This is a genomic window from Pseudomonas sp. TNT2022 ID642 (assembly GCF_028656995.1).
Classification (GTDB): Bacteria; Pseudomonadota; Gammaproteobacteria; order Pseudomonadales; family Pseudomonadaceae; genus Aquipseudomonas.
Window position 1 is genome coordinate 113,243 of record NZ_JAMDGW010000020.1, and the last position, 12,786, is coordinate 126,028.

The window sequence follows — 12,786 nt, forward strand, 5'->3', positions numbered from 1 at the left end:
CCTCGGATGTGGCTCGTCTTATACGAGTCAGTCACGATTTTCCGAAGGAGCTCCGCATGGCCTCCGCCAATCCTTACAAGCTGTTCGACGTCATCCTGCATCGCAAAACCTTACTCAGCCCGCACATGATGCGGATCACGCTGGCCAGTCCTGCTGTTAAAGAAATGGCCACCTGGGCGCCGGATCAAAGGGTGAAACTGTTTTTTCCTGCAGCTGATGGTTCGCCTGCCAGGCTTGCTCAGGGCGAGGGTTGGTACGCCCGCTTCAAGGCAATGATTGCCGATCGACGTCCGGCGATGCGCACTTACACCATTCGCCATTTGCGGGCCGAACAAGGCGAAGTGGATATCGATTTCGTCCTGCACGGTGAAACCGGACCGGCTTCGCGTTGGGCGCTTCGGGCGCAGCCCGGTGATTCGATGCAGATTCTCGCTCCGGATTGCCGCTTTTCAGCGCTGGACGCCGGAGGATTCGAATGGAAGCCGCCGCAGTCCCTCAAACAGCTTCTGCTGGTCGCCGACGGCACGGCGCTACCGGCGGCCATGGGCATTCTCGATGAGTTGGCCGCTATGGCCGAACCACCCCTGATGCAGGCGTTTTTCGAAGTCGACAGTGTTGAGGATATGCTGGCAGCTCCCGATTTGCCCGGGCTGACGGTGCAGTGGCTGATCCGGGACCAGGCTAGCGCCGGTACGTTGATGGTGGCGGCGGTAGAGAAAGCCATTCCACCTATTCATGCCTCATCCATCGGCCAGGCTGTCGAGTTGGCCGAGGTCGATATCGACAAAGAGATTCTTTGGGAGATAGCCGAGACAGCCAGTGAAGGCTTCTATGGCTGGATCGCTGGAGAAAGCGCAGCAGTGATGAGCCTGCGCAGGTACCTGATCAAAGAGTGCGGAATCGCGCGGGAGTCGCTCAATCTGATGGGCTACTGGCGTTACAACAAGGCGGGCAGCTAGCCACAAAAAAGGCCTCGGACATGACGTTCGAGGCCTTTTTTCCAGCGGTCGATCAACCGCAGGCTTTCATGTTCACCGGGCCGACAAATTCATTGCCGCGTCCCATCACGCACGCCACGCTTTGATTGCGCTGACGCTCCCAGTCCTGCACCGGGTAAGTCTTGTCCCACGCTTCGTACAATTGCCGATCCTGTTTCGACAGACGCAAGCCGTATTGCTTGCTCATGTAGAAGTAAGTCCGGGCGATCATGCCGCGAATCGACGGGCGAGGCATGACTTTCTTCGCCTTGAAGTCGACCTGGGTCAGGCACGAGCCATACTGCCCGGACTGCACCGGCAGCCATCCGTAGCTGAAGTTGCTGCGGTCTCCGTTGACCTCGCCAATACTCGGCACCAGGTTATGCAGATCGGCTTCAGCTTTCTGATAGCTTGGGTCGTAACGCGTGCAGTTCTTGCGTCCACCTTCCTGCCAGCACTGACGCTGATGGCCGAACTGCCAGGCAGGCACGATGTGTTCCCATTCAATACGTGACGCACGCTTGGCATTCTTGCGCGGTACGTAACCGCACGCCTTCAGATCCACCTTGTTGCCAGTGTACTTGCACCCGCAATAAAACTCTGTGGACTGCGGCGCATACAGCTTCCAGGCGACCTTCTTGGCTTCGGTAAATGTGCGGGGTGCGCCAGCCTGGGCACCCATGGCGATGAACAAAAGCAGCAAAGCAAAACAGCGGACACTCATTGAATCAATCTTCCTTCGGTACGACCCAAAAAATCTGCACGCCACCGTCGTCGCGATAGGCGAGGGTAACGTTGTCGTTCTCGTCGATTTCCTCGAGCAGGCGTTCCCATTCGTCCATCGGCTCGTCCGGCAGACGGAAGATCAGTGCGGCTTTGGCTTTTTGGGCAGTGGGGGAATTGATGATTTTCTGAACGCGCATGCCCATGCGTTCGTAAGCGTCAGGAGCATCAGGGGAGGTGGCCACGAGGTTATCCTTATTAAGCTGTACGTGCATACAGTATTTAACTGTAAGCATTTTCGCAACTGCTTAAAATTCAAGAAAATCCTCTGACAGCGTTTTTCCGATTTTGGTGTAGGGCGTGTCGAATTTTTTGTGGGAAAAGTGCGAGAGCGATGTAAGCGAGGCACTACCCGCCCATTGGGCGAGTGGTGCGCAGGGTGCCCGATCGAGAATTGATTGGGCGAAGGCGAATCAGTATTCCCAGAACATCCGTTGCAGCTCTTTGCTGTCATTGGTTTTGGTCAAAGCGACCATTGCCAGGATGCGGGCCTTTTGCGGGTTCAGGTCGTGAGCGACAACCCAGTCGTATTTGTCGTCAGGCTGCTCGGCGTTACGCAGAACGAAGCCGCCAGCGTTGACGTGGGACGAACGAATGATTTGCACGCCATCCTTGCGCAGCGCTTGCAGGGCTGGAACCACGCGGGAGGATACCGAGCCGTTACCGGTGCCGGCATGGATGATGGCCTTGGCACCGGATTGGGCGAAAGCCTTGTAGGCAGTATCGCTGACGTTGCCGTAGGAATAAGCGATTTCTACGTCAGGAAGACTCTTGATGTTTTTGATGTCGAATTCCGAGTCCATGGTGTGACGCTTGGCTGGCAAGCGGAACCAGTAGGATTTGCCTTCAACCACCATGCCCAGTGGGCCCCAGGCACTTTTGAACGCCTCGGTCTTGATGTTGATCATTTTGCTGACGTCGCGACCGGACTGGATTTCATCGTTCATGGTCACCAGTACGCCTTTGCCGTGTGCTTCTTTGCTGCTGGCCACGGCCACGGCGTTGTACAGGTTGAGCATGCCATCGGCGGACATGGCGGTGCCCGGACGCATCGAGCCGACCACGATGATCGGTTTGTCAGTTTTTTCCACCAGATTGAGGAAGTAAGCGGTTTCCTCAAGGGTGTCGGTGCCATGGGTGATGACGATGCCGTCGACGTCTTTGCTATCAGCCAGTTCGGCCACGCGACGACCCAACTGCAGCAGATTTTCGTTGGTGATGCTTTCCGAGGCAATCTGCATGACTTGTTCGCCACGCACGTTCGCCAGTTTGCTCAGTTCGGGAATGCCGGCGATCAATTGTTCGACGCCGACCTTGGCCGCCTGATAGGTGGCGCTGTTGGCAGCACTAGCGCCAGCACCGGCAATGGTGCCGCCCGTGGCAAGTACCACAACGTTCGCGAGCTTGGTCTGGGTTTCGACTTCTTTCGCCTGAAGGGCGGTGGGCAGGAGCAGGAGGAGGGCCAAAGCGCCCGGAACCAAAGTGTTGAAAGCAGATTTCATTATTTTTCTCTCTAGTAGTGAGACGGTGCTGATGCAGGTTCATCTAGATGCACTCCAAGCCGATCTGAATGCCCGGAGTGCGGTGAAGGGAGCAGGATCTGTACCAGCCGTACTTTGCGTCAGAGAAATGTTTAACTTGATGATTTACATCAAGTTTTTATGAGTTTGAAAATCGCGCGATGAATCGTTTATCCGGGTTTCCGAACAATGGGCGCTTTCGCGTTCGGCTCTCCGAAAGGGACTACTGCTTTTGTCGAGTGATTCGGGTTGCCGGTTTCGGTTTTTCTGCTAAAGAAACCCACGCGCGGGCCGATGGGTGTTCAAGGAAACTGAATTTTAGGGAGTTCACATGTCACTGACGGTCGGTTTTTCAAATCCTGGTGCGGTCACGATCGGCGGCAAAACCGCAGCGACTATCAATGCAATGAGCGAGGCGGAAGCGGATGCTTCAACCGAGGCACTGGGCACTGAGAAAGATGAGAGCAATCAGGTCAGAACCGGTGGTGCTGCGCAAGAAGACAGCAAGGCTGAAAGCGGCAGTAACCTGAGCGTTACCGTCAAGATGCTGCTCAAGCGCATGCAGGAATTGCAGAAGCAACTTCAGGAGCAGCAACAGCAACTGGCAGCGGCACAAGCTAAAGCCTATCCGACGCCCGAAGCGAAATCGCAGGCGGTCATGTCCATTCAGGGGCAGATCGCGCAAACCAGTGCCGCGATGGCAGAAGTGGCGGGTGCATTGGTCAAGGAAATGTCCAAGAGTTCCACCAGCGGAAATTTGGTCAGCACCACGGCATAAGCAGCGAAGGGGCGAGTCGGACCGATTCGCCCTACAAAAAATGAAGATTTCTGATTGTTGACAAATGTCGGCGGGATTCGCATAGTTCGGTCTACGCAAACGTTTGCGCGGCTTTCCCGGTATTGTATGGCCCGGAAGAAAGCGAGTTAGCTTACGCCAGCGCAAGCGTTGCTCACAATAATCATAAGATCGGAGTGAACCCATGAAGCTGCCATTCGCTGGACGTCTTCTTGCTGTCGCTATGCTGGCTGCCACAGCCGCCGCACTACCTGTCTCCTCGGCATTCGCCGAATCCGCCGAAAAACCTAAAGTCGCGCTGGTCATGAAGTCTTTGGCCAACGAATTCTTCCTGACCATGGAAGATGGCGCCAAGGCCTACCAGAAAGAACACTCCGCCGATTTCGACCTGATCTCCAACGGCATCAAGGATGAAACCGACACTGCTGGCCAGACCCGCATCGTCGAGCAGATGATTCTGGCCAAGGTCAATGCACTGGTAATCGCGCCTTCCGATTCCAAGGCCATGGTGCCGGTGATCAAGAAAGCCGTCGATGCCGGCATCACCGTGATCAACATCGACAATCAGCTTGATCCAGCCATCGTCAAAAGCAAAAACATCAGCGTGCCCTTCGTAGGCCCGGACAATCGTAAAGGTGCGCGTCTGGTCGGTGAATACCTGGCCAAGCAGCTCAAGGCCGGCGATGAAGTCGGCATCATTGAAGGTGTGTCCACCACGACCAACGCTCAGCAACGTACCGCTGGCTTCAAAGATGCGATGGACGCTGCGCAGATCAAGATCGTTTCGCTGCAATCCGGTGACTGGGAAATCGACAAAGGCAACAAGGTTGCCGCGTCGATCCTCAGCGAATACCCGGACGTCAAAGCATTGCTGGCCGGCAACGACAGCATGGCTGTAGGTGCGGTTTCCGCAGTGCGTGCCGCTGGCAAGGCCGGTCAGGTTCAGGTCGTCGGTTACGACAACATCAATGCCATCAAGCCAATGTTGAAGGACGGCCGCGTGTTGGCCACGGCTGACCAGTTCGCTGCCAAGCAAGCTGTGTTCGGCATCGAAACCGCGCTGAAAATCATCAAGGGCGAGAAAGTCGACAGCGGCGCCAACGGCGTGATCGAAACCCCGGTCGAGCTGGTCACCAAGTAAGTCTTCTGGCGACACAACGGCGCTCGTCCGTCCGGGCGAGCGCATGGAGAGTTTTTATGTCAGTTTCCGCCCCGAACGCTGTCCTCTCGGTCAGCGGTATCGGTAAGACCTATGCGCAACCGGTGCTCACCGGCATCGATCTGACGCTGATGCGCGGTGAAGTACTGGCGCTGACCGGCGAGAATGGTGCCGGCAAAAGTACCCTGTCGAAGATCATTGGCGGACTGGTCACGCCGACCACCGGCCAGATGCAATTCCACGGCAAGGACTATCGACCGGGCAGTCGCACCCAGGCTGAAGACCTCGGCGTGCGTATGGTCATGCAAGAACTCAATCTGTTGCCGACATTGTCGGTCGCGGAAAACCTGTTTCTCGACAATCTGCCAAGCAACGGTGGCTGGATCAGCCGCAAGCAGTTGCGCAAAGCCGCGATCGAAGCCATGGCGCAGGTCGGTCTCGACGCGATCGATCCGGATACGCTGGTCGGCGAGTTGGGGATCGGGCATCAGCAGATGGTCGAAATCGCCCGTAACCTGATTGGCGATTGCCATGTGCTTATTCTCGATGAGCCGACCGCGATGCTTACGGCGCGTGAAGTCGAAATGCTCTTTGAGCAGATCACCCGATTGCAGGCGCGCGGCGTTTCGATCATCTACATTTCCCACCGCCTCGAAGAGCTGGCCCGAGTCGCACAGCGCATTGCCGTATTGCGTGACGGCAATCTGGTCTGCGTCGAGCCGATGGCCAATTACAACAGCGAGCAACTGGTTACGCTGATGGTCGGTCGTGAACTGGGCGAACATATCGACATGGGCCCGCGCAAGATCGGTGCTCCGGCGCTGACTGTCACGGGTTTGACTCGCTCCGACAAAGTGCGCGATGTCTCCTTCGAAGTGCGTGCCGGCGAGATCTTCGGAATTTCCGGGCTGATCGGGGCAGGGCGCACGGAGCTGCTGCGACTGATCTTCGGCGCAGACGTTGCCGACAGCGGCAGCATTGCCCTCGGCTCGCCAGCGAAAGTCGTCAGTGTGCGCTCGCCAGTCGATGCCGTGCGCAACGGTATCGCGTTGATCACCGAGGATCGCAAGGGTGAAGGCCTGCTGCTGAGTCAGTCGATCAGCGCCAACATCGCGCTCGGCAACATGCCGGAGATTTCCAGTGGCGGTGTCGTCAATAGCGGCGACGAGATCGCTCTGGCGCAGCGTCAGATCGACGCCATGCGCATCCGCAGTTCAAGTCCGACACAACTGGTTTCAGAACTGTCCGGCGGCAACCAGCAGAAAGTCGTGATAGGCCGCTGGCTGGAGCGCGACTGTTCGGTGCTGCTGTTCGACGAGCCGACCCGCGGCATCGACGTCGGCGCCAAGTTCGACATTTATGCCTTGCTCGGCGAACTGACGCGCCAGGGCAAAGCGTTGGTGGTGGTGTCCAGTGACCTGCGTGAACTGATGCTGATTTGCGACCGCATCGGCGTGCTGTCGGCAGGGCGCTTGATCGACACCTTCGAGCGCGATAGCTGGACCCAGGATGATTTGCTTGCCGCCGCGTTCGCCGGCTACCAAAAACGTGATGCGTTGCTCAACGAAGCGGCGCCTAGGGATCTCCCATGAAAACTGCATCTCCTGCCGGCAAACGTAGTGGCAACTTCTATGGTCTGGGCACTTATCTGGGCCTGGCCGGTGCGTTGCTGGCGATGATTGCGCTGTTCTCGGTCTTGAGCAGCCACTTTCTGTCGTATAACACCTTCAGTACGTTGGCCAACCAGATCCCTGATCTGATGGTGCTGGCGGTCGGCATGACCTTCGTGTTGATCATCGGCGGCATCGACCTGTCGGTGGGCTCGGTACTGGCACTGGCCGCTTCGACAGTCAGCGTCGCCATTCTCGGTTGGGGCTGGGGCGTGTTGCCGTCAGCGTTGCTCGGCATGGCCGTGGCGGCACTTGCCGGCACCGTTACCGGTTCGATCACCGTGGCGTGGCGGATTCCATCGTTCATCGTCTCTCTGGGTGTGCTGGAAATGGCTCGGGGTCTGGCGTATCAGATGACCGGATCGCGCACCGCGTACATCGGTGATTCGTTCGCCTGGCTGTCGAACCCGATCGCGTTTGGCATCTCGCCGTCGTTCATTATTGCCTTGCTGGTGATCATCATTGCTCAAGCGGTTTTGACTCGCACCGTATTCGGTCGCTACCTGATCGGCATCGGTACCAACGAAGAGGCGGTGCGTCTTGCGGGGATCAATCCGAAACCCTACAAGATTCTGGTGTTCAGCCTGATGGGCCTGCTGGCCGGTATCGCCGCGCTGTTTCAGATTTCCCGTCTGGAAGCCGCTGACCCGAACGCCGGTTCCGGTCTGGAGCTGCAAGTGATCGCCGCGGTGGTGATCGGCGGTACCAGCCTGATGGGCGGACGCGGTTCGGTGATCAGCACGTTCTTTGGCGTGTTGATCATCTCGGTACTGGCGGCGGGTCTGGCGCAGATCGGCGCGACCGAGCCGACCAAACGTATCATCACCGGTGCGGTGATTGTGATCGCGGTAGTGCTTGATACTTATCGCAGTCAACGCGCCAGTCGCCGGGGCTAAGACATGGCAACGATCAAGGATGTGGCAGCCCTCGCGGGAATTTCCTACACGACGGTGTCGCATGTAGTGAACAACACCCGGCCGGTCAGTCAGGAGGTGCGGCTGAAAGTCGAGGCTGCGATCAAGAGCCTCGACTATGTGCCGAGCGCGGTGGCGCGTTCGCTGAAGGCTAAGACCACTGCAACCATCGGCCTGCTGGTGCCGAACAGTCTCAACCCGTACTTCGCGGAACTGGCGCGGGGCATCGAGGATTACTGCGAGCGTAACGGCTACTGCGTGATCCTTTGCAACTCCGACGACAACCCCGACAAGCAGCGTAGCTATTTGCGCGTATTGCTGGAGAAGCGCATCGACGGTCTGATCGTTGCTTCCGCGGGTGGTGACAGCGGTCTGGCGCAAGGGCTGGCTGGCGTGAAAACGCCTATGGTCATCGTCGACCGAGGTCTGGACGGCGTCGATGCCGATCTGGTGCGCATCGATCACGAATATGGCGCTTACCTCGCGACCCGGCACTTGCTGGAATTGGGTCATCGCGACATTGCCACTATTGGCGGTCCGGCCAGTACCAGCGTGGCGCAGATGCGTCTGGCCGGATATTGCCGGGCACTGAAGGAGGCGGGCGTTGAGGTCCGCCAGGAGCGCATGCTGGAAAGTGATTTCACCAGTACTGGCGGGTACAACGCGGCGGCGGCGCTGCTGGAAAGCAATCCGCCGAGCGCGATTTTTGCCGGTAACGACATGATCGGTATCGGCGTGCTGCGTGCGGCGGCGGAGCGCAATGTTCGCGTGCCGAGCGAGCTGTCAGTGATCGGCTTCGACGATATCCAGATGAGTCGCTACGTGTATCCGGCACTCACTACGGTGGGGCAGTCGATCCTGCAACTGGGTGAGATGGCCGCCGAGGTGTTGCTGCGACGGATTGCTTCGCCGAATCTGGGGACTGATCAGCGAATCGTGACCCCGAGTATTGTCTTGCGCGAATCCACCGCACCGTTGTCCGGCGTGTTCACCGAATACCGCTGAAACCGAATTGACGAGTAATGATGTATGCCAGCAAATGTAGTGGTAATAGGCAGCCTGAACATGGATCTGGTGACCCGGGCGCCGCGGCTGCCGGTAGGCGGTGAAACGCTGATCGGTCATTCCTTTGCCACGGTTTCCGGTGGCAAGGGCGCCAATCAGGCGGTGGCCGCCGCGCGTTTGGGCGCACAGGTGGCAATGGTCGGCTGCGTTGGCAATGACGACTATGGCGTGCAATTGCGTGACGCCTTGTTGGCCGAGCAGATCGATTGTCAGGCCGTCAGCACAGTCGCTGATTCCAGTGGTGTGGCATTGATCGTGGTCGATGACAACAGTCAGAACGCCATTGTCATCGTCGCCGGCGCCAACGGCGCAATGACGCCCGCAGTGATCGACCGGTTTGATGCAGTGTTGCAAGCCGCCGACGTGATTATCTGCCAGCTCGAAATTCCGGATGCCACGGTGGGACATGCGCTCAAGCGTGCGCGTGCACTGGGCAAAATCGTCATCCTCAATCCGGCCCCGGCCAGTCGTGCACTGCCGGCAGACTGGTTTGCCGCGATCGATTACCTGATCCCCAACGAGAGCGAAGCGACCGTGTTGAGCGGATTGCCGGTGGACTCGCTGGAAAGCGCAGAAAGTGCCGCCAGCCAACTGATCACTATGGGGGCGGGTAAAGTCATCATTACCCTCGGTGCTCAAGGTTCGCTGTTCGCTAACGGTCAGAGCTTTGAGCATTTCCCTGCGCCGAAAGTGAAGGCTGTCGACACCACCGCCGCCGGAGACACTTTTGTCGGTGGCTTTGCGGCGGCGCTGGCCAATGGCAAATCCGAGGCCGAGGCGATTCGCTACGGGCAGATTGCCGCCGCGCTGTCTGTAACTCGCGCCGGTGCGCAACCGTCCATTCCAACCCAATCCGACGTACAGGCCTTTAAACCCGCATGAAAAAGACTCCTCTGCTTAACGTCGCATTGTCGCGGCTGATCGCGTCCCTGGGCCATGGCGACATGGTGGTGATTGGTGATGCCGGGCTGCCAGTGCCGCCGGGTGTCGAGCTGATTGATCTGGCGCTGACCCACGGCGTCCCGGATTTCGTCAGCACCCTGAAGGTCGTGCTCAGCGAGATGCAGGTGGAAAGCCATGCGTTGGCCAAAGAAATCTTCGACAAGCAACCGACCGCACTGACTGCGCTGGACGCGTTGAATGAAGAGGGCGCTCTGGGGCGTCGCGATCTGCTCAGTCATGAGCAATTCAAGGTGCTCAGCCGACAGGCTCGGGCGATTGTTCGTACAGGCGAATGCCAGCCGTACTGCAACATCGTGCTGGTCGCTGGAGTCACCTTTTAACTTTTGATTTACAAGCACAAGGAATGCGCCATGCAACGCTATGCTCAGAAACTGCACCAACTGCTACGGAGCCTGCTGCTTTTGTCCGTTATCTCTGCGACCGGCGCTCACGCGGCGGAAAAAATCGATCTGATCATCGACACCGACCCGGGGGCCGACGACGTAGTGGCTTTGCTGTTCGCGCTGGCCTCGCCGGACGAACTGAACATTCGCGCGCTGACCACCGTAGCCGGCAACGTGCGCCTCGACAAGACGTCGCGTAACGCACGGCTGGCTCGCGAGTGGGCAGGGCGCGAAGACGTACCGGTTTATGCCGGTGCGCCGAAGCCGCTGATGCGCACCCCTATCTACGCCGAGAACATCCATGGCAAGGAAGGCCTGTCGGGTGTCACCGTGCACGAACCAAAAAAGGGTCTGGCTGAAGGTAATGCCGTCAACTATCTGATCGATACCCTGAAAAAAGCCAAGCCGCACAGCATCACCATCGCCATGCTCGGTCCGCAGACCAACCTGGCGCTGGCCCTGATCCAGGAGCCTGAAATCGTTCAGGGCATCAAGGAAGTGGTGATCATGGGCGGTGCGCACTTCAATGGCGGCAACATCACTCCGGTGGCCGAATTCAACCTGTTTGCTGACCCGCAAGCGGCTGAAGTCGTGCTGAAAAGCGGCGTGAAACTGACTTACCTGCCGCTGGACGTGACGCACAAGATCCTCACCAGTGACGCACGCCTGAAGCAGATCGCTGCGCTGAACAACAACGCCAGCAAGATAGTCGGCGATATCCTCAACGAGTACATCAAGGGCGACATGGAGCACTACGGTATTCCGGGTGGCCCGGTGCATGACGCGACCGTCGTGGCTTACTTGCTCAAGCCGGAGCTGTTCACCGGCCGTTCGGTGAATGTGGTTGTTGATAGCCGCGAAGGGCCGACTTTCGGCCAGACCATAGTCGATTGGTACGACGGCCTGAAGGCACCCAAGAACGCCTTCTGGGTTGAAAATGGCGATGCGCAGGGTTTCTTTGACTTGCTGACCGAGCGTCTGAAACGTCTGAAGTAAATCATTCGCCCGCAGGTGCCAGCCTGCGGGTTTTATCCCTTCTCTGCGTGTTTATGCGCGACCTGTTCGGTCGGGTAACGCTCGAGAATCTGCTTGATGTAGTGCTTGGCCGCTTCAGTGCCCAACTCCTTGACCAATAGATCGATACCAATCAGCGCAAGCTCCTCGGTGGTTCCCGGGCTGTAAGAGCTGTGTCCGTCTGTCCAGTTGGCATTAATGGCGGCGTCGATGCTGATGGTGGTCATGAGAATGCTCGAAAAGTCGGAAGATCCTGGATTCGAGTTAACCATTTTGTCGGGCATTTGGCACTGCGACTTAGGCATGAGCGGAGCGCTATGCGACACTTGGTCTTTTAAGGCTTTTCAAGGATCGTGCTGTGCAGATCGATTTGAACACCCCTGACGGCCTCACGCTCGACGCTGTGCGCCAGTTGCTTGCCTCGGCCAGTGATGACGAACACACGCAACTGCGCGTGACCAAGGGCGGTATCGCTTACATTTCTTCCGGCATTACCGGTGGGCAGGATATCGACGGTTTGCTGTTTCGCCTGGAAACCTGGGCCAAGGGCTCGGGCTACGTGGGCAATGTCGCGGCCAGTGACGAGGTGTGGGTGATGCAGATTTTCAATGCGCTGAAGGATAACTGGCCGAATCCACCGTATGACTACATCGACGTCTACTGAGCGCCGTTAATATTCAGTCACGATTGATTGATGAAGTGACGCATGCCGCTCAGGCACACTCGGCGTTTTTCCAATCGTGGGGCAGGGTGATGGCCTTGGCCGTGAAACCAAACGCCGGAATGGCGGTCGCACGATCTCAGCTTAACCATTTTGAAAACAAGGAGGCTTCATGCCTTTGAAGTTCGCGACACTGGGTGCCCTTATGGCCGCTGCCATGTTGGCCGGTTGCAGCACGACCTCCAGCGAGTCGGCAAAGGAATCTGCGGCGACCGAAGCCGGTCACAGCCGCTGTGAAGCAACGGCGGCGGAGTTCGCCATCGGCAAGAAAGCTTCGCCGGAATTGCTGGAGCAGGCGCGTGCCAAAGCCGGGGCGCAGAATGCCCGCTTTCTCAAGCCGAATGACATGATCACGCTCGAGTACCGCTCGGATCGCTTGAATCTGAACACCGACAACAATCTGGTGATCACTCGCGTCAACTGCGGCTAATCAGACAGCCCTTTTGTTGCAGGCATAAAAAACCCCGTCACATGGACGGGGTTTTTTTAGTGCGCCGAGAAATTACTCTGGGCGAACCTGTGCAGCTTGCATACCCTTTTGGCCTTTCTCAGCCACGAAGGATACGGTCTGGCCTTCTTTCAGGCTTTTGAAACCGTCGGATTCGATAGCTTTGAAGTGTACGAACAGGTCGTCACCGCCACCTTGAGGAGTGATGAAGCCGAAGCCTTTTTCATCGTTGAACCACTTAACGGTGCCGGTTTGGCGATTAGACATGGTGTATCTCCAAGAAACATATATTTTTCAGTACTGTGCTGCTCAGGCCAACTGGGCACACCCGGGTATCATAGTCGAAATGTTCGCTTTGGTAGCCCCCCGGACG

The 12,786-nt window shown here is 57.7% G+C and carries 16 protein-coding genes; 11 read left to right on the plus strand and 5 right to left on the minus strand.

The annotated features are described in order from the left end of the window. Window positions 1–56: 56 nt before the first annotated feature. Window positions 57–959, plus strand: coding sequence for a siderophore-interacting protein (locus M5G26_RS21090; protein ID WP_273916380.1), 903 nt, complete (start codon window positions 57–59; stop codon window positions 957–959). Between the two features lie 52 nt (window positions 960–1,011). Here the strand turns inward: M5G26_RS21090 and M5G26_RS21095 are convergent, their stop codons facing one another. The 3 genes from M5G26_RS21095 to M5G26_RS21105 all read right to left on the minus strand — a co-directional run bounded on the left by M5G26_RS21095 (window position 1,012) and on the right by M5G26_RS21105 (window position 3,262). Then, window positions 1,012–1,701, minus strand: a complete 690-nt coding sequence (locus M5G26_RS21095) for an endonuclease (protein WP_034152754.1) — start codon at window positions 1,699–1,701, stop codon at window positions 1,012–1,014. Window positions 1,702–1,705: 4 nt separating this feature from the next. Further along, window positions 1,706–1,975, minus strand: coding sequence for a DUF1654 domain-containing protein (locus M5G26_RS21100; RefSeq protein WP_166219800.1), 270 nt, complete (start codon window positions 1,973–1,975; stop codon window positions 1,706–1,708). Window positions 1,976–2,173: 198 nt separating this feature from the next. After that, window positions 2,174–3,262, minus strand: coding sequence for an asparaginase (locus M5G26_RS21105; protein ID WP_134174254.1), 1,089 nt, complete (start codon window positions 3,260–3,262; stop codon window positions 2,174–2,176). Window positions 3,263–3,611: 349 nt separating this feature from the next. Between M5G26_RS21105 and M5G26_RS21110 the strand changes: the two genes are divergently transcribed. The 8 genes from M5G26_RS21110 to M5G26_RS21145 all read left to right on the plus strand — a co-directional run bounded on the left by M5G26_RS21110 (window position 3,612) and on the right by M5G26_RS21145 (window position 11,226). Beyond that, on the plus strand, window positions 3,612–4,058 hold the full coding sequence (locus M5G26_RS21110) for a hypothetical protein (protein WP_134174252.1): 447 nt from the start codon (window positions 3,612–3,614) through the stop codon (window positions 4,056–4,058). A gap of 202 nt (window positions 4,059–4,260) precedes the next feature. Next, on the plus strand, window positions 4,261–5,217 hold the full coding sequence (locus M5G26_RS21115; RefSeq protein ID WP_016984936.1) for a sugar ABC transporter substrate-binding protein: 957 nt from the start codon (window positions 4,261–4,263) through the stop codon (window positions 5,215–5,217). Between the two features lie 56 nt (window positions 5,218–5,273). Then, a complete protein-coding gene (locus M5G26_RS21120; RefSeq protein ID WP_273916381.1) occupies window positions 5,274–6,827 on the plus strand; it encodes a sugar ABC transporter ATP-binding protein in 1,554 nt (517 codons plus the stop codon). Then, window positions 6,824–7,801 carry an ABC transporter permease gene (locus M5G26_RS21125; RefSeq protein WP_007913478.1) on the plus strand — a complete coding sequence of 326 codons (978 nt, stop codon included), beginning with the start codon at window positions 6,824–6,826 and terminating at the stop codon, window positions 7,799–7,801. Before M5G26_RS21120 ends, M5G26_RS21125 begins: the two co-directional genes overlap by 4 nt. A 3-nt stretch (window positions 7,802–7,804) precedes the next feature. After that, window positions 7,805–8,824, plus strand: a complete 1,020-nt coding sequence (locus M5G26_RS21130; RefSeq protein ID WP_150694486.1) for a LacI family DNA-binding transcriptional regulator — start codon at window positions 7,805–7,807, stop codon at window positions 8,822–8,824. Window positions 8,825–8,848: 24 nt separating this feature from the next. Continuing rightward, entirely contained in the window at window positions 8,849–9,766 is a 918-nt protein-coding gene (gene rbsK / locus M5G26_RS21135) for a ribokinase (RefSeq protein WP_150694485.1), read from the plus strand. Then, window positions 9,763–10,167 (plus strand): D-ribose pyranase, encoded by a 405-nt coding sequence (gene rbsD / locus M5G26_RS21140; protein ID WP_038364638.1) that lies wholly within the window; start codon window positions 9,763–9,765, stop codon window positions 10,165–10,167. The genes rbsK and rbsD overlap by 4 nt, the downstream gene beginning before the upstream one ends. A gap of 30 nt (window positions 10,168–10,197) precedes the next feature. Further along, window positions 10,198–11,226: a nucleoside hydrolase gene (locus M5G26_RS21145; protein ID WP_038364641.1), complete on the plus strand. Its 1,029-nt coding sequence runs from the start codon at window positions 10,198–10,200 to the stop codon at window positions 11,224–11,226. Between the two features lie 32 nt (window positions 11,227–11,258). Here the strand turns inward: M5G26_RS21145 and M5G26_RS21150 are convergent, their stop codons facing one another. Beyond that, window positions 11,259–11,471, minus strand: a complete 213-nt coding sequence (locus M5G26_RS21150; protein ID WP_134174242.1) for a hypothetical protein — start codon at window positions 11,469–11,471, stop codon at window positions 11,259–11,261. A 131-nt stretch (window positions 11,472–11,602) separates the two neighbouring features. Between M5G26_RS21150 and M5G26_RS21155 the strand changes: the two genes are divergently transcribed. Beyond that, the gene (locus M5G26_RS21155) at window positions 11,603–11,908 is read left to right on the plus strand and encodes a hypothetical protein (protein ID WP_273916382.1); all 306 of its coding nucleotides are present in this window, start codon (window positions 11,603–11,605) and stop codon (window positions 11,906–11,908) included. 169 nt (window positions 11,909–12,077) lie between these two features. Beyond that, complete coding sequence (locus M5G26_RS21160) at window positions 12,078–12,395, plus strand: I78 family peptidase inhibitor (RefSeq protein WP_038364645.1); 318 nt, start codon at window positions 12,078–12,080, stop codon at window positions 12,393–12,395. 72 nt (window positions 12,396–12,467) lie between these two features. On the opposite strand, the gene M5G26_RS21165 is transcribed toward M5G26_RS21160, so the two are convergent. Next, window positions 12,468–12,680, minus strand: coding sequence for a cold-shock protein (locus M5G26_RS21165; RefSeq protein WP_003179963.1), 213 nt, complete (start codon window positions 12,678–12,680; stop codon window positions 12,468–12,470). Window positions 12,681–12,786 lie beyond the last annotated feature (106 nt).

Excerpts from the sequence above, each read along its gene's own strand:
- M5G26_RS21090 (WP_273916380.1), top strand. The coding sequence starts at position 57 with ATGGCCTCCGCCAATCCTTACAAGCTGTTCGACGTCATCCTGCATCGC.
- M5G26_RS21095 (WP_034152754.1), bottom strand. The coding sequence starts at position 1,701 with ATGAGTGTCCGCTGTTTTGCTTTGCTGCTTTTGTTCATCGCCATGGGT.
- M5G26_RS21100 (WP_166219800.1), bottom strand. The coding sequence starts at position 1,975 with ATGCACGTACAGCTTAATAAGGATAACCTCGTGGCCACCTCCCCTGAT.
- M5G26_RS21105 (WP_134174254.1), bottom strand. The coding sequence starts at position 3,262 with ATGAAATCTGCTTTCAACACTTTGGTTCCGGGCGCTTTGGCCCTCCTC.
- M5G26_RS21110 (WP_134174252.1), top strand. The coding sequence starts at position 3,612 with ATGTCACTGACGGTCGGTTTTTCAAATCCTGGTGCGGTCACGATCGGC.
- M5G26_RS21115 (WP_016984936.1), top strand. The coding sequence starts at position 4,261 with ATGAAGCTGCCATTCGCTGGACGTCTTCTTGCTGTCGCTATGCTGGCT.
- M5G26_RS21120 (WP_273916381.1), top strand. The coding sequence starts at position 5,274 with ATGTCAGTTTCCGCCCCGAACGCTGTCCTCTCGGTCAGCGGTATCGGT.
- M5G26_RS21125 (WP_007913478.1), top strand. The coding sequence starts at position 6,824 with ATGAAAACTGCATCTCCTGCCGGCAAACGTAGTGGCAACTTCTATGGT.
- M5G26_RS21130 (WP_150694486.1), top strand. The coding sequence starts at position 7,805 with ATGGCAACGATCAAGGATGTGGCAGCCCTCGCGGGAATTTCCTACACG.
- rbsK (WP_150694485.1), top strand. The coding sequence starts at position 8,849 with ATGCCAGCAAATGTAGTGGTAATAGGCAGCCTGAACATGGATCTGGTG.
- rbsD (WP_038364638.1), top strand. The coding sequence starts at position 9,763 with ATGAAAAAGACTCCTCTGCTTAACGTCGCATTGTCGCGGCTGATCGCG.
- M5G26_RS21145 (WP_038364641.1), top strand. The coding sequence starts at position 10,198 with ATGCAACGCTATGCTCAGAAACTGCACCAACTGCTACGGAGCCTGCTG.
- M5G26_RS21150 (WP_134174242.1), bottom strand. The coding sequence starts at position 11,471 with ATGACCACCATCAGCATCGACGCCGCCATTAATGCCAACTGGACAGAC.
- M5G26_RS21160 (WP_038364645.1), top strand. The coding sequence starts at position 12,078 with ATGCCTTTGAAGTTCGCGACACTGGGTGCCCTTATGGCCGCTGCCATG.
- M5G26_RS21165 (WP_003179963.1), bottom strand. The coding sequence starts at position 12,680 with ATGTCTAATCGCCAAACCGGCACCGTTAAGTGGTTCAACGATGAAAAA.